The following is a 21,735-nucleotide window of genomic DNA, read 5'->3' as shown; positions in this document are numbered from 1 at the left end:
GACCAAGACAGCTATTCGGCTTTCGGGCGCTCACGTATGCTTCGCGCCTTTGCACCAATTCGGGGAAGTCTGGCGATGAAAATGGGATGGCTGCGCGCTGCCGCGCTGCTCGCTCTGGGCGTGTTCAGCGTAGTGGCGCTGGGCAAGGACAAACAACCGACCGCCATCGTGGTGGGCGGCGGACTCGCCGGCCTCTCCGCGGCCTACGAGCTGCAGCAGGCGGGCTGGCAGGTGACCCTGCTGGAAGCCAAGCCGCAGGTGGGTGGCCGCTCGGGCCTGGCCACCAGTGAGTGGATCGGCAACAAGAAGGCCCAGCCGACCCTCAACGGCTACCTGGACACCCTGAAAGTGAACTCGGTGCCGGCGCCGGAATTCGTCCGTACCCCGAGCTACCTGATCGACGGCCTCTACTACAGCAGCGCCGACCTGAAGACCAAGATGCCGGCCGTCGCCGCGGACCTCGAGCGCTTCGAGAAGTCGCTGAACGATCTGTCCGCCTCGATCGACGACCCGCTCAACCCGCTGGCGAACAAGACCCTGTTCGCCCTCGACCAGCTCACCGCCGCACGCTGGCTGGACAAGCTGAACCTGTCGCCGACCGCGCGCCTGCTGGTCAACCAGCGCATCCGTTCGCATTACGACGAACCGTCGCGCCTGTCGCTGCTCTACCTCGCCCAGCAGGGCCGTGTGTACCGCGGCGTCGACGACCGTGATCTGCGCGCGGCACGCCTGCCCGGCGGCAGCCAGGTGCTGGCCCAGGCCTTCGTCAAGCAGATCAAGACCATCAAGACCAACGCCAAGGTCACCGCGATCAGCCAGGACAAGGACGGCGTGACCGTCAAGGTCGGCCCCACCGGCTACAGCGCCGACTACCTGGTACTGGCCGTACCGCTGCGCGCCCTGGGCAATATCACCCTGACCCCGGGCCTGAACGAGAAGCAGCTGGCGGCGCTCAAGGGCACCAACTACGGCTGGCGCGACCAGATCCTGATGAAGTTCAAGCGCCCGGTGTGGGACGACAAGTCGCGCCTGTCCGGCGAGATCTACAGCGACCAGGGCCTGGGCATGATCTGGGTCGAGCCCGCGACCAAGGGCGGCGCCAACGTGCTGATCAACCTGTCCGGCGACAATGCTCGCGTGATGCAGGCCTTCGGTGATCGCCAGCTGTCGGAGCAGGTGCTGATCCGCATGAACAAGTACTACCCGAAGATGCGCGGCGCGTACGACGGCTATGAAATGCGCCGCTACAGCACCGACGTCGGTACCGGCGGCTCCTACCTGGCCTATGGTCCGGGCCAGATCAGCCGCTTCTGGCGCGTCTGGGAAACCCCGGTTTCCCGCGTCGCCTTCGCCGGCGAACACACCGATGCACTCTATCCGGGCACCATCGAAGGCGCCCTGCGCAGCGGCAAGCGCGCCGCCAGCCAGGTCCGCGACCTGTACGCCGGCAAGACCCCGGTGCTCGAAGGTGCGGCACTGGTTGCCGACAACAAGCCGGCGGCCAGCGACAAACCGGCCGAGAAAGGCGAGAAGAAGGGCATCATGTCCTGGCTGCCGTTCTGATCCAGAGCGCTCCATCCACAATGCCGGCGAAAGCCGGCATTGTCGTTTCTGGCTCTGGCACGGTCGTTTCAGGAGATGACCTATCTTGTCAGTCGATGTTTCAAAGCAGATTTTTCTGCTTTTCTTCGATGGATTAGCCGCTAGTCTTGAATTCCCGTTTTCAAGGATGTGTATCGATGCAATGGCGTAATTCCCCCGCACGCTACGGACTGGTCAGCCTGTTCCTGCACTGGGGCAGCGCGCTGGTGGTCTTCGGCCTGTTCGGCCTGGGCCTGTGGATGCGTGAGCTGGACTACTACGACACCTGGTACCACCGCGCCCCGGAAATCCACAAAAGCATCGGCATCCTGCTGGCCATCGCACTGATCGTGCGTGTGCTCTGGCGCTTCATCAGCCCGTCGCCGCCGACCCCGGCCAACCACGGCAATCTCACCCGCCTGGCCACCAAGCTCGGCCACCTGGCGCTCTACGCGCTGCTGTTCGCCGTGATCATCGCCGGCTACCTGATTTCCACCGCCGAAGGCAAACCCATCAGCGTGTTCGGCTGGTTCGACGTGCCCGCCACCCTGAGCGGCATCACCGACCAGGCCGACATCGCCGGTGCGATCCACCTGTACCTGGCCTGGGCCCTGGTCGTCCTGGCCGTGCTGCACGCCCTGGCGGCGTTCAAACACCATTTCCTCGACCGCGATGCCACGCTGGTGCGCATGCTCGGTCGTGCTGCGAAATAACACCTCACCCCAAAGGGAGATTGCTTCAATGCTGAAGAAGACGTTCGCCGCTCTGGCGCTGGGTACCGCACTGTTCTCCGCTGGCCAGGCCATGGCCGCGGACTACAAGATCGACAAGGAAGGCCAGCACGCCTTCATCGAATTCCGCATCAAGCACCTGGGTTACAGCTGGCTGTACGGCCGCTTCGACGATTTCGACGGTGCCTTCACCTTCGACGAGAAGAACCCGTCCGCCGACAAGGTCAAGGTGACCATCAACACCAACAGCGTGAACTCCAACCACGCCGAGCGTGACAAGCACCTGCGCAGCCCGGACTTCCTCAACGTCTCGAAGAACCCGACTGCAACCTTCGAATCCACCGCCGTGAAGGCTGATGGCAAGAATGCCGAGATCACCGGCAACCTGACCCTCAATGGCGTGACCAAGCCGGTCACCATCAAGGCTGAACTGATCGGCCAGGGCGATGATCCGTGGGGCGGCTACCGCGCCGGCTTCCTCGGCACCACCACCCTCAAGCTGAAGGACTTCAACATCCAGCGCGACCTCGGCCCGGCTTCCCAGGAAGTCGAGCTGACCCTGTCGGTCGAAGGGGTGCGTCAGTAAGACGCAGGACTGTGAAAACGCCGGCGAATGCCGGCGTTTTCGTTTGTAGCCTTAGTCTCCCCGGCCTTGCAGGCATTGCCGCAGAAGCTGGGTGAGGGTGCGCTGTTCTTCGTCGTCCAGCGGCGCGAACAGACTGTCATGGGTTCGTGCGAGGATGGCCTGGGTGCGCTCGTCGATGCGGCTCCCGGCCTCGGTGAGGAACAGCTGGAAGCTGCGCTGATCGTCCGGGTTGCGCTCGCGGCGAACCAGGCCGAGCGTCTCCATTTCACGGATCTTGCGGGTCACCAGCGCCTTGTCGCGGCACATCTTGCGCCCCAGGCTCTGCAGGCTCTGGCCCGCATCGGCGCCGATCAGCTCGAGCAGGCGGATGTCTGGCGGGGTGAGGTCGATGCCCTCGGCGCACAGTTCGTCCTGGAGGCTCTCGCGCAAATGATCGAGCACCTTCATCAGGGTCTGTGGCAGGTCGGGATTCAGGGTATGGGTCATCGGCTCGGTCACGGTAAACCTTGTGTAAATCAGGTTGATCAGCTCAACCATTTTTTCGTATTTTAGTTGATGTTATCAACTTTGTTCGTCGCCGCGACTGCCTTGCGGGAAACCTACTGCGATATCGGCCTTTGGCTAAAACGTTTCAGTAGTTTTCCCTCAGGGCTTTCGGACGTTTACAAACACAGCTGAATGTAAGTATTTTTGCCAGCTTTTCCGGACCGGCAAGCCCACAGCCAAACCGGATGCTTTGCTCACGAGGACAACGATATGCAACGAAAGCCAGCCATGCGCGCCCTGGTCCCGGCCCTGCTCGTCGCCATGGCCACTCTTGCCGGCTGCGACAAAGCCCAGGCCCCGCAGGAGAAGCAGATCCCCGAAGTCGGTGTGGTGACCCTGCAGCCGCAGGAAGTGACCCTGAGCACCGAACTGCCGGGTCGCACCACCGCGTATCGCATCGCCGAAGTTCGCCCGCAGGTGAACGGCATCATCCTCAAGCGCCTGTTCAAGGAAGGCAGCGACGTCAAGGAAGGCCAGCAGCTGTACCAGATCGACCCGGCCACCTATGACGCGACCCTGCAGAGTGCCCAGGCCAACCTGGTGTCCACCCAGCAGCAGGCCGAGCGCTACAAGGAACTGGTGAAAGACGAGGCGGTGAGCAAGCAGCAATACGCCGACGCCCAGGCCGCCTACCTGCAGGCCAAGGCTACGGTGGACAGCGCGAAGATCAACGTGCGCTACACCAAGGTCTACTCGCCGATTTCCGGCCGTATCGGCCGCTCCAGCGTGACCGAGGGCGCCCTGGTGCAGAACGGCCAGGCCACCGCACTGGCTACCGTGCAGCAGCTGGACCCGATCTACGTCGACGTCACGCAGTCTTCCACCGCGCTGATCCGTCTGCGCCGCGAGATGGCCGCCGGGCAACTGGAGAAGGCCGGCGACAATGCCGCCAAGGTCAAGCTGTACCTGGAAGACGGCTCCGAATACCCCATTGAGGGCAAGCTGGAGTTCTCCGAGGTCTCGGTCGACCAGGGCACCGGCTCGGTGACCGTGCGCGCCATCTTCCCCAACCCGAAGAAGGAACTGCTGCCGGGCATGTTCGTCCATGCGCAGCTGGAGGAGGGCATCAAGAAGCAGGCCATCCTCGCGCCGCAGCAGGGCGTCACCCGTGACTTCCGTGGCATGGCGACTGCCCTGGTGCTCAATGGCGAAGACAAGGTCGAGCTGCGCACCCTCAAGACCGAGCGCACCGTTGGCGCCTACTGGCTGGTCAGCGATGGCCTCAAGCCCGGCGACCGCCTGATCACCGAAGGCCTGCAGTACGTCCAGCCGGGCGCCCAGGCCAAGGCCGTACCCGCGAAGAACGTGGCGCCCACCGCTGGTGCCGCCGACAAGCCCGCCGCCGCTGAACCGGCCAAGCAGGGTTAATCAAGGGGATTCGTAATGTCGAAGTTTTTCATTGACCGGCCCATTTTCGCCTGGGTAATCGCCCTGGTGATCATGCTGGCGGGCGGTCTGTCGATCCTCAAGTTGCCGGTGAACCAGTACCCGGCCATCGCGCCGCCGGCCATCGCCATCCAGGTGAGCTACCCGGGCGCCTCCGCCGAGACGGTGCAGGACACCGTGGTGCAGGTGATCGAGCAGCAGATGAACGGTCTCGACCATCTGCGCTACATCTCCTCGGAGTCCAACTCCGACGGCAGCATGACCATCACCGTGACCTTCGACCAGGGCACCAGCCCTGACATCGCCCAGGTCCAGGTGCAGAACAAGCTGCAGCTGGCCACCCCGCTCCTGCCGCAGGAAGTGCAGCAGCAGGGCATCCGCGTGACCAAGGCGGTGAAGAACTTCCTGATGGTGGTCGGCGTCGTCTCCGAAGACGGCAGCATGACCAAGGAAGACCTGTCGAACTACATCGTCTCGAACATCCAGGACCCGCTGTCGCGGACTGCCGGTGTGGGCGACTTCCAGGTGTTCGGTTCGCAGTACGCCATGCGTATCTGGCTGGACCCGGCGAAGCTCAACAGCTTCCAGATGACTCCGGGCGACGTGAAGACGGCGATCCAGGCGCAGAACGTGCAGATCTCCTCCGGCCAGCTGGGCGGCCTGCCTGCGGTCAAGGGCCAGCAGCTCAACGCCACGATCATCGGCAAGACCCGCCTGCAGAGCGCCGAGCAGTTCAAGGAAATCCTCCTCAAGGTCAACGCCGACGGTTCCCAGGTTCGCCTGAAGGACGTTGCCGACGTGGCCCTGGGCGGCCAGGACTACAGCATCAACGCCCAGTTCAACGGCAAGCCGGCCTCCGGTATCGCGATCAAGCTGGCTACCGGCGCCAACGCGCTGGACACCGCCAAGTCGATCCGCGCCACCCTGGCCACGCTGGAGCCGTTCTTCCCGCAGGGCATGAAGATCGTCTACCCGTACGACACCACCCCGGTGGTCTCCGCCTCCATCCATGAGGTGGTGAAGACCCTGGGCGAAGCGATCCTGCTGGTGTTCCTGGTGATGTACCTGTTCCTGCAGAACTTCCGCGCCACGCTGATCCCGACGATCGCCGTGCCGGTGGTACTGCTGGGCACCTTCGGTGTACTTGCCGCCTTCGGCTTCTCGATCAACACCCTGACCATGTTCGGCATGGTGCTGGCGATCGGCCTGCTGGTGGACGACGCCATCGTGGTGGTGGAAAACGTCGAGCGGGTGATGGCCGAGGAAGGCCTGTCGCCCCGCGAGGCGGCGCGCAAGTCCATGGGCCAGATCCAGGGCGCGCTGGTGGGTATCGCCATGGTGCTGTCGGCGGTATTCCTGCCGATGGCCTTCTTCGGCGGCTCCACCGGGGTGATCTACCGGCAGTTCTCCATCACCATCGTCTCGGCCATGGCCCTGTCGGTGATCGTGGCGCTGATCCTCACCCCGGCGCTCTGCGCCACCATGCTCAAGCCCATCGAGAAGGGCGACCATGGCGAGCACAAGCGCGGCTTCTTCGGCTGGTTCAACCGCAAGTTCCTCGCCACCACCCATGGCTACGAGCGCGGCGTCACCTCGATCCTCAATCACCGCATGCCGTACCTGCTGATGTACGTGCTGATCCTCGGCGGCATGGTCTACCTGTTCACCCGCATTCCCACGGCGTTCCTCCCCGACGAGGACCAGGGTGTGCTGTTCGCCCAGGTGCAGACCCCGGCCGGTTCGTCCGCCGAGCGCACCCAGGTGGTGGTGGACTCGATGCGCGAGTACCTGCTCGAGAAGGAAAGCAGCTCGGTGGCCTCGGTGTTCACCGTGACTGGCTTCAACTTCGCCGGCCGTGGCCAGAGCTCGGGCATGGCGTTCATCATGCTCAAGCCCTGGGAAGAGCGTCCGGGCGCGGAGAACAGCGTGTTCGCGCTGGCCCAGCGTGCGCAGATGCACTTCTTCAGCTTCAAGGACGCGATGGTGTTCGCCTTCGCCCCGCCAGCGGTACTCGAACTGGGTAACGCCGTGGGCTTCGACATCTTCCTCCAGGACCAGGCTGGCGTCGGCCATGAAGTGCTGATGCAGGCGCGCAACCAGTTCCTCGGCATGGCCTCGCAGAACCCCGCGCTGCAACGCGTGCGCCCCAACGGCCTGAACGACGAGCCGCAGTACAAGCTGCTGATCGACGACGAGAAAGCCAGTGCGCTGGGCGTCTCGCTGGCGGACATCAACACCACCGTGTCGATTGCCTGGGGCTCGAACTACGTCAACGACTTCATCGACCGCGGTCGGGTGAAGAAGGTCTACCTGCAAGGCCGCCCGAATTCGCGGATGAGCCCGGAAGACCTGGACAAGTGGTACGTGCGCAACAGCTCCGGGGAGATGGTGCCGTTCAGCGCCTTCGCCACCGGCGAATGGAGCTATGGCTCGCCGAAACTGGCGCGCTACAACGGCGTCCCGGCCATGGAAGTCCTCGGTGAGCCGGCCCCGGGCCGCTCCACCGGTGAGGCGATGGCTGCGGTCGAGGAGATGGTCAAGCAGCTGCCCAAGGGCGTCGGCTACTCCTGGACCGGTCTGTCCTACGAGGAACGCCTGTCCGGTTCGCAGGCTCCGGCGCTCTATGCCCTGTCGCTGATCGTGGTGTTCCTCTGCCTGGCGGCGCTGTATGAAAGCTGGTCGATCCCGTTCTCGGTGATGCTGGTGGTGCCGCTGGGCGTCATCGGTGCGCTGCTGGCGACGTCCATGCGCGGCCTGTCCAACGACGTGTTCTTCCAGGTGGGCCTGTTGACGACCATCGGCCTGTCGGCGAAGAACGCGATCCTCATCGTGGAATTCGCCAAGGAACTGCACGAGCGCGAGGGCAAGCCCATCGTCGCGGCCGCTATCGAGGCGTGCCGGATGCGTCTGCGCCCGATCGTCATGACCTCCCTGGCGTTCGTCCTCGGCGTGTTGCCGCTGGCGATCTCCACCGGTGCAGGCTCCGGCAGCCAGCACGCGATCGGTACCGGCGTGATCGGCGGCATGGTCACCGCGACCATCCTCGCGATCTTCTGGGTACCGCTGTTCTATGTGGTGGTCAGTACCCTGTTCAAGGACAAGCAGTCCAAGGAACAGGAAGCCATTGAGAAGGGGCATTGATATGAGAAAGTCCTTACTGTTGCCCTCTTTGCATTTGGCGATAGCGGCCGGTGTGTTGTCCGGCTGCTCGCTGATCCCCGACTACGAGCGCCCCGAGGCGCCCGTGGCCGCGGCTTACCCGCAGGGCGATGCCTACGATGCGGCGCAACCGGCCAACGCCGGCGCCGACATCGGCTGGCGCGAGTTCTTCAAGGACCCGCAACTGCAGCGACTGGTCGAAGTGTCGCTGGAAAACAACCGCGACCTGCGCGTCGCCGCACTGAACATCGAAGCCTACCGGGCGCAGTACCGCATCCAGCGGGCCGACCTGTTCCCGGCGGTGGATGCCAGCTTCGACGGCTCGCGCCAGCGCCTGCCGGCGGACCTGTCGCAGACCGGCAGTTCGATGATCAGCAGCCAGTACGGTGCGACCCTGGGCATCACGTCCTGGGAAATCGACCTGTTCGGCCGCCTGCGCGCCTTGCGTGACCAGGCGCTGGAGCAGTACTTCGCCACCGAAGAGGCGCGTCGCAGCACCCAGACCAGCCTGGTGGCCAACGTCGCCAACGCCTACCTGACGCTGCGCGCCGACCAGGCCCAGTTGCAGCTGACCCGCGACACCCTCGGCACCTACCAGAAGAGCTACGACCTGACCAAGCGCAGCTACGACGTCGGTGTCGCTTCGGCGCTGGACCTGCGCCAGGCGCAGACCTCGGTGGAAAGCGCGCGGGCGACCCTGGCGCAATACACCCGCCTGGTGGCGCAGGACCAGAATGCCCTGGTGCTGCTGCTCGGTTCCGGCCTGCCGGCGGACCTGCCGCAAGGCCGTGGCCTGGGCGACGAACTGCTGGCCACCGTGCCGGCGGGCCTGCCCTCCGACCTGCTGCAACGCCGCCCGGACATCCTCCAGGCGGAACACCAGCTCAAGGCGGCCAACGCCAACATCGGCGCGGCGCGGGCGGCGTTCTTCCCGAACGTCAGCCTGACCGCGAACGCCGGCACCATCAGCCCGGACCTCGGCGGCCTGTTCGACGGCGGCTCCGGCACCTGGCTGTTCAAGCCGTCGATCAGCTTGCCGATCTTCAACGCCGGCAGCCTGCGCGCGAGCCTGGACCTGGCCAAGGTGCAGAAGGACATCAACATCGCGCAGTACGAGAAAGCCATTCAGACGGCGTTCTCCGAGGTGGCTGATGGTCTTGCCGCCCGTGGCACCTTCAACGAGCAACTGCAGGCGCAGCGCGCGCTGGTGGACGCCAGCAGCGAGTACTACCGCCTGGCCGACAAGCGCTACCGCACCGGTGTGGACAACTACCTCACCCTGCTCGATGCGCAACGCTCGCTGTTCAGTGCCCAGCAACAGCTGATCTCCGACCGCCTCAACCAGCTGACCAGCGAGGTCAACCTGTACAAGGCCCTCGGCGGCGGCTGGCAGGCCACGGCAGCTCAGGCCAAGCCGATCTCCAGCGAGGCCCCTGAAGGCCGGTTGTTCTGATCGGAAACAACAACGCCGCCCTTCGGGGCGGCGTTTTTGTTTGGGGGTAGGCGAGGGCTACACGTAGGGCGGATAACCCGGAACGGGTTATCCGCCGCTGAAGGGAAAGGGGATTGGTTTGCTGCCGGCCGAAACCCTATGTGTCAGCCGGCACGGATAGCTCCCTCTCCCTTCAGGGAGAGGGCGGGGGAGAGGGTAGGTAGGGCTTTACGCAGGAGGTCCCTGCTAGCGAGCACGTATGGCGCGCCCTTACAGGTGAGCGCTGCGCGTCGCCGGCTGGATCTGGTTGTCCGCCAGCCAATCCAGCGCGCACTCGCGCAGTCGTTCGCCCTGGTAGACATACCAGGCCTGCAGCAGCTCGGGATAACCCATCAGCACATGACGGAAGGCCTTGAACGGCTTGCGCCCTTCGATGGCGTTGGCCAGGGCGGAATAGGCGTGCGGCTCGGGCACTTCGCGGAGGAATTCGCGCATCAGCTCCAGCGACTGGCCGCTGCTCAGCGGCTCAATGGGCAGCAGGCGTTCCGGCTCGCGGTGCAGCAGTTCGGCCAGTTCAGGATCGGGGTCTTCTTCGGGAATCAGCAGCACCTGGCCGCTGAACAGATCGAGGTAGTGATCGATACCCTGGGTGTCGAGCGCGAAGGCGAGTTCGTCGAGGTCGATGGTCAGCGGGCGCATGGTCACTCTCCCTATATGGCGAGTGACCGATCCTACGCCATGCGCATGACAATTGTCCCGCCGGCCGGTGCGGGTGCACCGGCCAGCGGAGGCCTCACAGGCGGAAGCGCCCTACCTGCAGCTGCAGCTCGTTGCCCAGGCGCGCCAATTCGGTGCTGGAACTGGCAGTCTGTTCGCTGGCGGCGGCCGACTGGTCGGCGATCTCGCGCACCTGCACCACGCTGCGGTTGATCTCCTCGGCGACGCTGCTCTGTTCCTCGGCGGCGGAGGCAATCTGCAGGTTCATGCCCTGGATGTCGGCCACGGTGCGGGCGATCACGCCCAACGCCTCGCCGGCGCGGCGGGTCAGTTCCACCGAACTGCCGGTCAGGCGGCGGCTGTCGTCCATGCGCGTCACTGCTTCCTGGGCGCCGCGTTGCAGGCCGGCGATCAGGCCTTCGATCTCGGCGGTGGAGGACTGGGTGCGCTGGGCCAGGCCGCGCACCTCGTCGGCGACCACGGCGAATCCACGCCCGGCTTCGCCGGCACGGGCGGCCTCGATCGCGGCGTTGAGCGCCAGCAGGTTGGTCTGCTCGGCGACCGACTTGATCACATCCAGCACGCTGCCGATCTTTTCGCTTTCCTTGCGCAGCAGCTCCATGGCCTCGGCGGAGCGATCCACTTCGATGGCCAGGCGGTCGATCTGGTTCACCGCGTCCTGTACCACCTGGTCACCCTGGCGCGCTTGCTGGTCGGCCTGTTGTGCGGCGGCGGAGGCCTGCTCGGCGTTGCGCGCGACTTCCTGCACGGTAGCGGCCATTTCGTGGATGGCGCTGGCGACCTGCTCGGTTTCCACGCGCTGGCTGTTCACCCCGGCGCGGGTCTGCTCGGTGACGGCGGAGAGTTCGTCTGCGGCGGTGGCCAGTTGGCTGACGCTGCCGCCGATGTGGCCGAGCAGCTGCGACAGGCTTTCGCGCATGCGCATCATCACGCGCTGCAATTGGCCCAGCTCGTCGCTGCGCTGCAGGTTGAGGTCACGGGAAAGGCCCTGGGACAGGTCGCCCTGGGCAATGCGCTCGGCCAGCTCCAGCGCCTCATGCAGCGGGCGGACGATCTGGCGGTTGATGGCCCAGCCCGACAGCATGCCGAAGGCGAGCGCCAGGATGGCGATGAGAATCTGCCGGGTCCTGGCGGCGGCGGTCTCGGCGTCGTTGCGCGCGAGGGTGTCGTCGTAAAGGTGGGTGGCGGCTGCGAGCAGCGCTTCGCTGGCGCCGTTCAGGCCCTTGCGTGCTTGCAGCGTGGCGTTGACGCCGTCGCGGAAGTGTTCGATGCCGCTGCGGTAGTTCTGCAGGTCTTTCAGGGCCGTGCTCAGGCCGTCGGCGGCGATGGCTGGTAACTGGTTCTGCAGCGCGGAGCCGGTGTCGCGCAGCTTGTCGAAGGCGGCGAAGGCGGCCTGTTCGGCATTGGCGGACTGCTCGAAGACGTAGCCGCGCACTTGGTAGCGCACCACCAGCAGTTGCTGGTGCAGTTGGCCGACGGCCTGGGCGCTGTGCAGCAACTGGCTATCGCCGGGTTGCTCGGCGAGCAGGTCGAAGAGCTGCTTGTCCAGTGCCTCGAAGGCCTGCAGGGCGCTCTGCGCGCTGCCTACCAGCGTGCTGCGGGCCTGGGTGCGCTGGTCCACGGCGCGGGTCAGGGCGCTGAAAGCTTCGCGGTATTCGCTCACCGCCTGGCGTGCGGCGCTCAATTGTCTGGCATCGATATCGCTGCCTTTCAGGCGCTGCTCGATCAGCTCCAGCATCTTCGTGCTGTGCTGCTCGACGCGCTCGGCCTGGCTGCGGTCGCCGCCCAGTTCGAACTGCAGGCGGGCGAGGTTGGCCTGCTGGCTGAGGTCGTTGAGTTCGGTGATGGTCGCCATCTGCTGGCCGCGCTCGGCCTGGTTGCTCAGGCTGTGCAGGCCGCTGAGCAGCACCAGCAGGGTGAGGAAAAGGAGGATACCGAAGCCCACCACCAGCTTGAGGCTGACGTTGAGACGTCCCAGCTGTACTACTAGCCAATCGTACATGTCGAATACTCCAGGCAGGCGTCGCCACGGGATCGACGGCCTGTGGCAGGCAACAACAAAAGATCGGAGGCGAGGTGGAATTGTCGGGACGCATCTTCGTGCGTCAGAGGCTATCGGCGGCAGCTACAGAAACTGAAGGTGCGAATTCGTCGCGGGGTTTCTCGCGTGGCGCGAGAGCTCTTGTAGGGGCGAGCTTGCTCGCGAACTGATCCCGCAGCGGGGTTTGTTCGCGAGCAAGCTCGCTCCTATAGGTGGAATCCGTGCATGGGAATGCCCTCACCCTAACCCTCTCCCAAAGGGAGAGGGGACCGTACGGTGAAGGGTGAAACCGTTGCATCAGCCGGCACGGATGGCTCCCTCTCTCTGGGAGAGGGCTGGGGTGAGGGGGAAGTACCAGTGCCGATGTCCGGTCTGGAGAAACAAAAAGGCCCGCATTGCGCGGGCCTTTTCATCACGGAAGGATCAGACGCGGAAGCGGCTGACCAGCACTTGCAGCTCGTTGCCCAGCCGCGCCAGCTCGACGCTGGAGGCGGCGGTTTCCTCGCTGGCGGCGGCGGTCTGCTCGGAGATGTCGCGCACGTTCATCACGCTGCGGTTGATCTCCTCGGCCACTGCACTCTGTTGCTCGGAAGCGGCGGCGATCTGCTGGTTCATCGACTGGATGGTCGACACGGTGCGGGTGATGGCGCCCAGGCGCTCGCCGGCGCGGCGGGTCAGGTCGACGGTGCTGACGGTCAGGTCGCGGCTGGTCTCCATCATCTGCACGGCCTGCTGGGTGCCGCTCTGCAGGCCGGCGATCAGCTCCTCGATCTCCTCGGTGGAGGACTGGGTACGCTGCGCGAGGCCACGCACCTCGTCGGCCACCACGGCGAAACCACGCCCGGCGTCGCCGGCGCGGGCGGCTTCGATGGCGGCGTTGAGCGCCAGCAGGTTGGTCTGTTCGGCCACCGCCTTGATCACGTCCAGTACGCTGCCGATCTTTTCGCTTTCGCGCTTGAGCTTGAGCACCGACTCGTTGGTGCGGCCGACTTCGCCGGCCAGGCGGTCCATCTGGTTCACCGCTTCGTTCACCGCGCCTTCGCCGTCGCGGGCCTGGCGGTCGGCGGCGGAGGCGGCCTCGGAAGCCTCCTCGGCGTTGCGCGCGACTTCCTGCACAGTGGCGGCCATTTCGTTCATGGCGGTGGCGACCTGGTCGGTCTCGGTCTTCTGGTTGTTCACCCCGGCGCTGGTCTGCTCGGTCACCGCGGACAGTTCCTCGGCGGCGCTGGCGATCTGCGTCACGCCGTCGTGGATGTGGCTGATCAGCTCGCGCAGGGACAGGTTCATGCGCTGCATGCTCTTCTGCAGCTGGCCCAGTTCGTCGTGGCGGGTGGTGGGGATGTCACGGCTGAGGTCGCCGTCGGCGATGCGCTCAGCGTGGCCCAGCACGTCGCGCAGCGGATTGACGATCTGCCCGGTGATGATCCAGGCGGCGATGCTGCCCAGCACTAGGGCGATCAGCGCAGCCAGGCCGAGCAGGGTCTTGGCCTGGGTGACGCCTGCGTCGCGCTTGGCGGTCTGGGTGGCGGTCAGCTCGTTGCTCAGCTTCTCGATCTGCTGGCCGGAATCGCGCATGCGATCGCGGGCGGCCTGGCTGTCGTTCACTTCGTTGCGGTAGTTGGTCAGCGCGTTGCGGTAGGTTTCCAGCGCATCGAGGGTGGCGCGGAAATCGCCGTTCAGCTCGGCCGGTGAGGTGCTCATGTCGCTCTTCACGGCGTCGATCAGCTGCTGCAGCGCGGCGAAGGCGGGTTGTTCGAGGTTCTGTGCGTCGGTGCTGGTGTAGGCCATCACCTGCAGGCGCGCCTGCATCACGGCACGGCCCAGGCCGGAGAGGTCCTGCAGGTGCTGCAGACCTTCGGCGCTGCCGGTGCCGACCAGCTTCTGCTCGGCCTTCTGCAGGCCTTCGCTGACGGCGCCGGCGGACTTGATCAGCACCTGCTTGGCGGCGTCGCGTTCCTCGAAGGACTTCAGCAACTGGGCGTAGAGCTTGCGGTACTCCACGCTCAGCTCATGCTGCTGGTCAATGACGCGACGGTCCTCGGCCTCGGTGAACTTCTCGTTCAGCGAACGATGGCGCTGATCCAGCTTGTCCAGCGTATCGAGTACCAGCTTGGCGTCTTCCGGCGCGCGGGTGGACTGGAATTTCAGGCGGGCGATGCGCAGGTCCTTGGCGATCGCGATCAGCTCGGAGATCTCGCCGAGCTTGTCGCCACGGCTGATCACATTGCCCAGGTTGATCCAGCCGGTAAGGGCGATCAGCAGGGTGAGCAGCAGCACCAGGCCGAAGCCCGATGCCAGTTTGAGTTTGACACTGAGGTTGTTGAACCAGCGAAACATGAAGGCGGCGCTCCAGGGGTTGTACGAGGCCGGTACGCATGGCTGAGCGGGAAATGCGCAGAGTGGGGGACGACCGGTAGCCCAGATATCGGCTTCGCTGCCTGGAACTGAAGTGTTTCGAGTTATTTTTCTGACTGGTGGTTCACGCTGGAGGCCGCGTGGTTACTGGCTTTGCGCCAGTTCGACTTAGAACAGTCGTGCCAGAAGAGCGGTCACGGCGGTCTCGACGCGCAGGATGCGTTCGCCCAGTTGCACGGGGTTCAGGCCGGCCTCGCGCAGCTTGTCGACCTCGTAGGGAATCCAGCCGCCTTCCGGGCCGATGGCCAGGGTCACCGGTTCGCTCAGTGCCCGCGGGCATTCCGGCCAGGGGCCCGGGTGGCCGATCAGGCCGAGACTGCCGGCAGCGAGGGCGGGCAGGCGATCCTCGACGAAGGGCTTGAAGCGCTTCTCGATGATCACTTCGGGCAGCACGGTGTCGCGTGCCTGTTCGAGGCCGAGGATCAGTTGCTCGCGCACTGCTTCGGGTTCGAGGAAGGGCGTCTGCCAGAAGCTCTTTTCCACCCGGTAGCTGTTGAGCAGCACCAGGCGCGGCACGCCCATGGCGGCGACGGTCTGCAGCACGCGGCGGAGCATCTTCGGGCGGGGCAGGGCGAGCAGCAGGGTCAGCGGCAGCTTGGCCGGCGGGGGCTGGTCGAAGCTGACCTGCAGTTCGGCCTCGTTCGGTTCCAGGCGCAGCAGGCGGCCTTCGCCCATCAAGCCGCCGAGGCGGCCAACGCGCATGCGGTCGCCGCTTTCGGCGCGATGGACTTCCTGCATGTGGGTCAGGCGGCGGTCGCGCAGGATCACGCGATCCGCCGCAACGAAGTCGGCGTCGTCGAGCAGCAGCAGGTTCACGGGCGGGTGGCCGGTGGCTGGTCGCCCTTGGACTCTTCTTCCTCTTCCGGACCGCGCTTGCGGATCAGGTGGCTGAACAGCACGCCGGCCTCGAACAGCATCCACATCGGCACTGCCAGCAAGGTTTGCGACAGCGGGTCCGGCGGGGTGAGGACCATGCCGACGACGAAGCAGCCGATGATCACGTAGGGGCGGATCTTCTTCAGGTAGGCCACGTCGACCACGCCGATCCACACCAGCAGCACGGTGGCGACGGGAATCTCGAAGGCCACGCCGAAGGCGAACAGCAGGGTCAGGAAGTCCAGGTAGCTGTTGATGTCGGTCATCGGCGTCACGCCTTCCGGGGCCTGGCCGAGGAAGAAGTGGAACATCAACGGGAATACCAGGAAGTAGGCGAAGGCCATACCGGCGTAGAACAGCACGATGCTGGAGGCCAGCAGCGGCAGGGCGACGCGCTTCTCGTGCTTGTACAGGCCCGGCGCGATGAAGCCCCAGACCTGGCCGAGGATCACCGGCATAGCGATCAGCACGGCGACGATCATGGTCAGCTTCAGCGGTGCGAGGAAGGCCGACGCCGGGTCGATGGCGATCATGGTCGCGCCTTCGGGCAGGAAGCGCCGCAGCGGCTCGGAGGCCAGGGCGTAGATCTTCTGCGAGAAGTACAGCAGGCCGATGAAGATCACGAAGATCGCCACCACGCAGCGCAACAGGCGCGTACGCAGTTCGGTCAGGTGCGAGACCAGGGGCATTTCCTGGTCTTGTTCGGGCTGGTCGGGTTTTTCGGCGCTCATGGGGTACGCGGCGTCTCGGAAGAAGCGGGCGGCTGGCTTGCGGCAGTCGGTTGGCTCGGCTGGTCGGCTTCTGTCGCCTGCGGCGCAGCAGGTGTCGCTTGCGTAACGGCAGGCGGAGCAATCCCCGCGCCCGGCAGGCTGTTCAGCCGGCTATTGGGCGCAATGGTCGGCGCCGCGGGCGGTTCAGCGGGCGCGTCCTGGCTTTCGGGCTGGGCCGGCTGCTGCGGATTGAAGGCTTCCCGGGCCTGGTCTTGCAGGTCGGTCAGCGGCGCCATCAGCTTCTTGGCTTCCTGTTCCATCTGCAGGATGTGCTCGTTGTGCAACTGGCGACGGATTTCATCCGCGCCCAGCTCGCGCTCCACTTCCGTCTTGATGGCGTTGAAGCTGCGCTTGAGCCGGCCGATCCACAGGCCGGCCGTGCGCGCGGCGCCCGGCAGGCGGTCGGGGCCGAGCACCAGCAGGGCGACGAGCCCTACCAGCAGCAGTTCGCTGAAGCTGATACCGAACATGAATCAGTCCTTGCGCGCCGGCTCTTCGACCTTGTGCGCCTGGGCGTCGATGGTGTGCGGCTGGTTCAGCGGCGGAGTGCCGGCAGCGGCGTTCGGGTCCTTCTTCTCGTCTTCCTCGGTGTTCATCGCCTTCTTGAAGCCCTTGATGGCTTCGCCGACGTCCGAGCCGAGGTTCTTCAGGCGCTTGGTGCCGAAGACCAGGACCACGACGATCAGGATGACGACCCAGTGTTTCCAGTCAAAGATGCCCATCTTGTTCTCCTCGAATTGTTCGTATCAGGCTGACGGTTGGCGCGCGGCTTTTTCGTCATGCCCGGAAAGACCGAAGCGGCGGTCCAGCTCGTCCAATACTGCCTGCGGGTGCTGGCCAAGGGCGGCGAGCATCACCAGGGAGTGGAACCAGAGGTCGGCCGTTTCGTAGATCAGGTCCGTGCAGTCACCGCTGGCGGCGGCGTCCTTGGCGGCAAGAATGGTTTCAACCGACTCTTCGCCAACCTTCTCCAGGATCTTGTTCAGGCCCTTGTGATACAGGCTGGCCACGTAGGAGCTGTCCGGTGCGGCATTCTTGCGCGCTTCGAGGACTTCCGCCAGACGGGCGAGGGTATCAGTGCTCATGGGGTTTTCCTGTACCTACGTGGGAGTAGATGGCATCCGGGTCCTTGAGGACCGGGTCGACGGTCTGCCAGGCGCCGTTCTCGAACACCCGGTAGAAGCAGCTCTCGCGGCCGGTGTGGCAAGCGATGCCGCCCAGTTGCTCGACCATCAGGATCACCACGTCGGCGTCGCAGTCCAGGCGCAGTTCGTGCAGTTTCTGCACGTGCCCGGAGTCCTCGCCCTTGCGCCAGAGCTTGCCGCGCGAGCGCGACCAGTAGATGGCGCGGTTCTCGGCGGCGGTGAGGGCCAGAGCCTCACGGTTCATCCAGGCCATCATCAGCACGCGGCCGGTGCGATGGTCCTGGGCGATCGCCGGCACCAGTCCATCGGCATTCCACTTGATTTCGTCCAGCCAGTCTTTCATCTCGGGTTCCGTACAGCGGGCACGCGCGGTGCCCAGAGCCACTTTGTAAGCCACTTCGTATAGCGGTTAAGTGTGCCAGCCACCGCGGCGACTGGCTATCGGCGCAGAATCAGATACAGACCACCGGCCAGCATCGCCCAGGCTGGCCAGGCCGCGAGGCTGTGGGTGGCAAGGCCGGTTTCTGCGGCGCCGGCGACCAGCACCGCGCCAATCAGTCGCGCCGGCCAGGCGCTGGCCATGCCGGCCTGGGCACCGGTCAGGCGTGCTTCGGGCTGCGGCTCGCGGGACAGGCGCTCCAGCGTATCGCGGGTCATCTGCGCCAGGTGCGGCAGTTGTTCGATGTGCTGCTGGGCGTTGCGCAGCAGGGTGCCGGGGCTGACGCGATCACGCATCCAGCGCTCCAGGAAGGGCTGCGCGGTGGTCCACAGGTCCAGCTCCGGGTAGAGCTGGCGGCCCAGGCCTTCGATGTTCAGCAGGGTCTTCTGCAGCAGCACCAGCTGCGGCTGCACTTCCATGTTGAAGCGTCGCGCGGTCTGGAACAGGCGCAGCAGCACCTGGCCGAAGGAGATGTCCTTGAGCGGCTTCTCGAAGATCGGCTCGCACACGGTGCGGATCGCCGCCTCGAAATCGTTGACCTTGGTTTCCGCCGGCACCCAGCCCGAGTCGATGTGCAACTGGGCGACCTTGCGGTAGTCGCGCTTGAAGAAGGCGATCAGGTTGCGCGCCAGGTAGTCCTGATCCTCGTCGGTAAGGCTGCCGACGATGCCGCAGTCCACCGCGATGTACTGCGGGCTCCAGGGCGTGCGGGTGCTGACGAAGATGTTGCCGGGGTGCATGTCGGCGTGGAAGAAGCTGTCGCGGAACACCTGGGTGAAGAAGATCTCCACGCCGCGCTCGGCCAGCGCCTTGAAGTCGGTGCGCTGGTCGCGCAGGGTTTCCAGGTCGGTCACCGGAATGCCGTAGATGCGCTCCATCACCAGCACCTTGGGGCGGCACCAGTCCCAGTAGACCTGGGGCACGTAGAGCAGCGGCGAGCCTTCGAAGTTGCGCCGCAGCTGCGAGGAGTTGGCCGCTTCGCGCAGCAGGTCCAACTCGTCGTAGATGGTCTTCTCGTAGTCGCTGACCACTTCGGCCGGGTGCAGGCGGCGGGCGTCGGCGGAGATGCGCTCGGCGGTGCGCGCAAGGATGTGCAGCCAGGCGATGTCGGAGCGGATTACCGGTTCGAGGTTCGGGCGGATGACCTTCACCACCACGTCCTCGCCGGATTTCAGCTGCGCGGTGTGCACCTGCGCCACCGAGGCGGAGGCCAGCGGTTCGCGCTCGAAGCGGGAGAACACCTGCTCGATCTTCGCGCCGAGCTGCTGTTCGATGAGTGCCACGGCCTGTTCCGGCGGGAAGGGCGGCACCTTGTCCTGGAGGAAGGCCAGCTCCAGCGCGATGTCGTCAGGCAACAGGTCGCGGCGGGTGGAGAGTATCTGGCCGAACTTGATGAAGATCGGCCCGAGGTCTTCCAGCGCCAGCCGGATGCGCGCGCCCCGGCTGAGCTCCAGCGGTTTGCGCGGCAGCCAGCGCCAGGGCAGCAAACCGCCCAGCAGGCGCAGCCACCACGGCAGGAACGGCAGTTCGAGGACCATGTCGTCCAGGCGGTAGCGGATGGCTACGCGCTGGATGCGCAGCAGGCGGCGGAAGGCGAGCAGCTTCATGCGTCGGGTTTGATCTTCTGGGTCAGGCGGGTGATCCGCGCGTCGAGGCGGTCGAGGGACATCTTCAACTGGTCCAGTTCGGCGAAGCGTGCTTCGGCTTCGTGCTGGCCGACCAGGCTGCGGCTCTCCTCGGCGAGGTAGTCGGCGAGGCTCAGGCGCAGGCTTTCCAGGCTGTCGCCGGCCCAGGCCATGCCGCCGCGCAGGCGCGCGCCGAGCAGGTGCGCGGGCACCGGGCCGAGCCAGCGGGAGACTTCATACTCCCAGTCCAGCTCCAGGCTCTGGAGGATATCGGCCAGCTCCAGCAGCATCGCGCTGTCGCCGCCCATGGTCACTTCAGGGCTGTGCAGGACGCGGGTCTTGTCCTTGGCCAGCGCCAGTTGCAGCAGGCTGCCGGCCGGCGCGACGAGGGTGCAGTCAGCCTGCGCCTCGTGGTGCGCGGCGAGGTGCAGGCCGTCGGCGTCGGGCAGGATGAACAGCCTGAGCGCGGGCGCCTGGCAGTCCACCTCCAGCACCTTGCCGGCGAGCCGGCCAAGGCGCTTCAGCGCCACGCCATCGAGCCGCAGCACGCGGTTGACGGGGGCTTCGGCGCTGGCCAGGGCGGCCTGCAGGAGCAGGGTCATCAGGGCTTGATGCCGCGGTGCAGGGCGACCACGCCGCCGGTCATGTTGTGGTAGGTGACGCGGTCGAAGCCGGCCTCCACCATCATCGACTTCAGCGTTTCCTGGTCGGGGTGCATGCGGATCGATTCGGCCAGGTAGCGGTAGCTCTCGGCATCGTTGGTCACCAGCTTGCCCATCAGCGGCAGCAGGGTGAAGGAGTACGCGTCGTACGCCTTGGACAGCAGGCTGCTGGTGGGCTTGGAGAACTCCAGCACGAGCAGGCGGCCGCCGGGCTTGAGCACCCGCAGCATGGAGCGGATGGCTTCGTCCTTGTGGGTGACGTTGCGCAGGCCGAAGGCGATGGTTACCGCGTCGAAATAATTGTCGGGGAACGGCAGCTTCTCGGCGTCGGCCTGGACGAAGTTGACGTTGCCGGCGACGCCGCTGTCGAGCAGCTTGTCGCGGCCGACCTTGAGCATCGAGGCGTTGATGTCGGCCAGCACCACTTCGCCGGTCGGGCCGACCAGGCGGGAGAACTGGCGGGTCAGGTCGCCGGTGCCGCCGGCGATGTCCAGCACCCGGTTGCCGGCGCGCACGCCGGACAGCTCGATGGTGAAGCGCTTCCACAGACGGTGGACGCCGCCGGACATCAGGTCGTTCATCAGGTCGTACTTGGCGGCGACCGAGTGGAACACCTCGGCGACCTTCTCGGCCTTCTCGCTCTCGCGCACGGTCTTGTAGCCGAAGTGCGTGGTGGGATCGGCGCTGTCCTGGCCGGCTTGGGGCTTGCGCGGTTCGCTCATGGCGTTTCTACCCTGGAAGTCAGTGGCGGGCATTCTAACAGGATGCGAAGAAAACGCCGCCCCGCTCGCCACCGCAAGAGGGGCGCCGGGGTGCGGCGATACGGCGCGGCGCGTATCATCTGGATAGTCAGTCACTCGCGGAGTTCCAGCATGTCCCGTATCCACGTCGAACGTTCCCACTCCCTCGGCCTCGAAGCCGCTCGCGTCAAGGCGGAGAAGCTCGCCGACAAGCTCGGCCGCGAGCACGGCGTGAGCAGCGAGTGGCAGGGCGACACCCTGCTGTTCAAGCGCAGCGGCGTGGACGGGCGCATCGAAGTGGGCGCGGACAAGGTCGCGGTCGACGTGAAGCTGGGCCTGATGCTCTCGGCCATGGGCGGCCTGCTCAAGGGCGAGATCGAGCGCGCCTTGGACAAGGCGCTGGCCTGATACCTTTCGGCCCCGCTCCCTGCGGGGCCAAGCCGCTTTCGGGCGGCGCCGGCTTTCCTGCAAAGCCTGGTATGTGTTTTCTAATTTTCCCCGATACCTTGGCCCACAGTCCCGCCTTTCGCGGGCAGCTGTTCGACATCATCGAATCAGAACCCTGTGAGGTGCCACCATGGCCAAGGCTGTCAGCAAGAAGAAAGTCGTAGAACTCGAATCCTCCCTCTACTCCGATGCCAAGCACTACGCGCGGCAGATCTGGCTCGCGGGCCTGGGCACCTACGCCAAGGTGGGCCAGGAAGGCAGCCTGAATTCATAGAATAAGCGCAACGCTTGAAACGAGAGGCAGAGAGCCAGCCACCGGTAGAATCCAGGCTCTCACACCGAAGGATTCAAGCGCAGATGACTACGCATTACCGGCAGCTGACTCAGGGACAACGTTACCAGATTGAGGCTGGCTT

20 protein-coding genes and 3 pseudogenes are annotated in these 21,735 nt (G+C 65.5%); 8 read left to right on the top strand and 15 right to left on the bottom strand.

Annotated features, from left to right (window positions below):
* The first annotated feature begins 75 nt into the window (after positions 1 to 75).
* The 3 genes from A6723_RS27905 (at position 76) to A6723_RS27895 (ending at position 2,898) form a co-directional block, all read left to right on the top strand.
* The gene (locus tag A6723_RS27905) at positions 76 to 1,563 is read left to right on the top strand and encodes a flavin monoamine oxidase family protein (RefSeq protein WP_024766227.1); all 1,488 of its coding nucleotides are present in this window, start codon (positions 76 to 78) and stop codon (positions 1,561 to 1,563) included.
* A 176-nt stretch (positions 1,564 to 1,739) separates the two neighbouring features.
* The gene (locus A6723_RS27900) at positions 1,740 to 2,294 is read left to right on the top strand and encodes a cytochrome b (protein WP_037013760.1); all 555 of its coding nucleotides are present in this window, start codon (positions 1,740 to 1,742) and stop codon (positions 2,292 to 2,294) included.
* Positions 2,295 to 2,322: 28 nt separating this feature from the next.
* A complete protein-coding gene (locus tag A6723_RS27895) occupies positions 2,323 to 2,898 on the top strand; it encodes a YceI family protein (RefSeq protein ID WP_017520144.1) in 576 nt (191 codons plus the stop codon).
* A gap of 51 nt (positions 2,899 to 2,949) precedes the next feature.
* Here A6723_RS27895 and A6723_RS27890 read toward each other — a convergent pair whose 3' ends face one another.
* On the bottom strand, positions 2,950 to 3,384 hold the full coding sequence (locus tag A6723_RS27890; protein ID WP_037013774.1) for a MarR family winged helix-turn-helix transcriptional regulator: 435 nt from the start codon (positions 3,382 to 3,384) through the stop codon (positions 2,950 to 2,952).
* A 270-nt stretch (positions 3,385 to 3,654) separates the two neighbouring features.
* On the opposite strand from A6723_RS27890, the gene mexA reads away from it, so the two are divergent.
* From mexA to A6723_RS27875, 3 genes are read left to right on the top strand one after another with little or no spacing between them, the layout of a single operon-like run.
* Entirely contained in the window at positions 3,655 to 4,812 is a 1,158-nt protein-coding gene (mexA, locus tag A6723_RS27885; RefSeq protein WP_054907842.1) for a multidrug efflux RND transporter periplasmic adaptor subunit MexA, read from the top strand.
* A gap of 15 nt (positions 4,813 to 4,827) precedes the next feature.
* Positions 4,828 to 7,971: an efflux RND transporter permease subunit gene (locus tag A6723_RS27880; protein WP_054907843.1), complete on the top strand. Its 3,144-nt coding sequence runs from the start codon at positions 4,828 to 4,830 to the stop codon at positions 7,969 to 7,971.
* Between the two features lies 1 nt (position 7,972).
* Entirely contained in the window at positions 7,973 to 9,442 is a 1,470-nt protein-coding gene (locus tag A6723_RS27875; protein ID WP_054907844.1) for an AdeC/AdeK/OprM family multidrug efflux complex outer membrane factor, read from the top strand.
* Positions 9,443 to 9,691: 249 nt separating this feature from the next.
* On the opposite strand, the gene A6723_RS27870 is transcribed toward A6723_RS27875, so the two are convergent.
* From A6723_RS27870 to ubiE, 14 genes and pseudogenes are all read right to left on the bottom strand, one after another.
* Positions 9,692 to 10,120 (bottom strand): UPF0158 family protein, encoded by a 429-nt coding sequence (locus A6723_RS27870; protein ID WP_054907845.1) that lies wholly within the window; start codon positions 10,118 to 10,120, stop codon positions 9,692 to 9,694.
* Positions 10,121 to 10,214: 94 nt separating this feature from the next.
* Positions 10,215 to 11,078, bottom strand: coding sequence for a methyl-accepting chemotaxis protein (locus tag A6723_RS32755; RefSeq protein WP_371914084.1), 864 nt, complete (start codon positions 11,076 to 11,078; stop codon positions 10,215 to 10,217).
* Positions 11,073 to 12,161: pseudogene (locus A6723_RS32750) on the bottom strand (methyl-accepting chemotaxis protein); the annotation flags it as partial. The gene A6723_RS32755 and the pseudogene A6723_RS32750, both read right to left, overlap by 6 nt.
* Positions 12,162 to 12,623: 462 nt before the next feature.
* Complete coding sequence (locus A6723_RS32745; protein WP_371914083.1) at positions 12,624 to 13,337, bottom strand: methyl-accepting chemotaxis protein; 714 nt, start codon at positions 13,335 to 13,337, stop codon at positions 12,624 to 12,626.
* A gap of 159 nt (positions 13,338 to 13,496) precedes the next feature.
* Positions 13,497 to 14,537: pseudogene (locus A6723_RS32740) on the bottom strand (methyl-accepting chemotaxis protein); the annotation flags it as partial.
* A gap of 186 nt (positions 14,538 to 14,723) precedes the next feature.
* Complete coding sequence (locus tag A6723_RS27855; protein ID WP_054907848.1) at positions 14,724 to 15,431, bottom strand: 16S rRNA (uracil(1498)-N(3))-methyltransferase; 708 nt, start codon at positions 15,429 to 15,431, stop codon at positions 14,724 to 14,726.
* Positions 15,428 to 16,222, bottom strand: coding sequence for a twin-arginine translocase subunit TatC (tatC, locus tag A6723_RS27850; protein WP_054907849.1), 795 nt, complete (start codon positions 16,220 to 16,222; stop codon positions 15,428 to 15,430). Before tatC ends, A6723_RS27855 begins: the two co-directional genes overlap by 4 nt.
* On the bottom strand, positions 16,219 to 16,731 hold the full coding sequence (gene tatB / locus A6723_RS27845) for a Sec-independent protein translocase protein TatB (RefSeq protein WP_054907850.1): 513 nt from the start codon (positions 16,729 to 16,731) through the stop codon (positions 16,219 to 16,221). Before tatB ends, tatC begins: the two co-directional genes overlap by 4 nt.
* Positions 16,732 to 16,734: 3 nt before the next feature.
* Positions 16,735 to 16,983 carry a twin-arginine translocase TatA/TatE family subunit gene (locus A6723_RS27840; protein WP_024766217.1) on the bottom strand — a complete coding sequence of 83 codons (249 nt, stop codon included), beginning with the start codon at positions 16,981 to 16,983 and terminating at the stop codon, positions 16,735 to 16,737.
* 24 nt (positions 16,984 to 17,007) lie between these two features.
* The gene (locus A6723_RS27835; protein WP_045212901.1) at positions 17,008 to 17,346 is read right to left on the bottom strand and encodes a phosphoribosyl-ATP diphosphatase; all 339 of its coding nucleotides are present in this window, start codon (positions 17,344 to 17,346) and stop codon (positions 17,008 to 17,010) included.
* Positions 17,336 to 17,749, bottom strand: a complete 414-nt coding sequence (gene hisI / locus A6723_RS27830) for a phosphoribosyl-AMP cyclohydrolase (protein ID WP_024766215.1) — start codon at positions 17,747 to 17,749, stop codon at positions 17,336 to 17,338. Before hisI ends, A6723_RS27835 begins: the two co-directional genes overlap by 11 nt.
* Before the next feature lie 95 nt (positions 17,750 to 17,844).
* Positions 17,845 to 19,452 (bottom strand): ubiquinone biosynthesis regulatory protein kinase UbiB, encoded by a 1,608-nt coding sequence (gene ubiB, locus A6723_RS27825; protein WP_054907851.1) that lies wholly within the window; start codon positions 19,450 to 19,452, stop codon positions 17,845 to 17,847.
* Positions 19,449 to 20,075, bottom strand: a complete 627-nt coding sequence (locus A6723_RS27820; protein ID WP_256233665.1) for an SCP2 domain-containing protein — start codon at positions 20,073 to 20,075, stop codon at positions 19,449 to 19,451. The genes ubiB and A6723_RS27820 overlap by 4 nt, the downstream gene beginning before the upstream one ends.
* Positions 20,072 to 20,854: a bifunctional demethylmenaquinone methyltransferase/2-methoxy-6-polyprenyl-1,4-benzoquinol methylase UbiE gene (gene ubiE, locus A6723_RS27815; RefSeq protein WP_054907853.1), complete on the bottom strand. Its 783-nt coding sequence runs from the start codon at positions 20,852 to 20,854 to the stop codon at positions 20,072 to 20,074. The genes A6723_RS27820 and ubiE overlap by 4 nt, the downstream gene beginning before the upstream one ends.
* Before the next feature lie 150 nt (positions 20,855 to 21,004).
* Here ubiE and A6723_RS27810 point away from each other — a divergent pair, with 150 nt between their 5' ends.
* Both A6723_RS27810 and A6723_RS31925 read left to right on the top strand, forming a co-directional pair.
* Entirely contained in the window at positions 21,005 to 21,280 is a 276-nt protein-coding gene (locus A6723_RS27810) for a polyhydroxyalkanoic acid system family protein (RefSeq protein WP_054907854.1), read from the top strand.
* Positions 21,281 to 21,449: 169 nt separating this feature from the next.
* Positions 21,450 to 21,581, top strand: a pseudogene (locus A6723_RS31925) (phasin family protein); the annotation flags it as partial.
* Positions 21,582 to 21,735 lie beyond the last annotated feature (154 nt).

The organism is Pseudomonas sp. AU11447 (assembly GCF_001672555.2).
In the GTDB taxonomy this organism is placed as follows: domain Bacteria; phylum Pseudomonadota; class Gammaproteobacteria; order Pseudomonadales; family Pseudomonadaceae; genus Pseudomonas; species Pseudomonas nitroreducens.
Note: the sequence above shows the minus strand (reverse complement) of the source record. Positions and strands in the feature narration are given on the sequence as shown.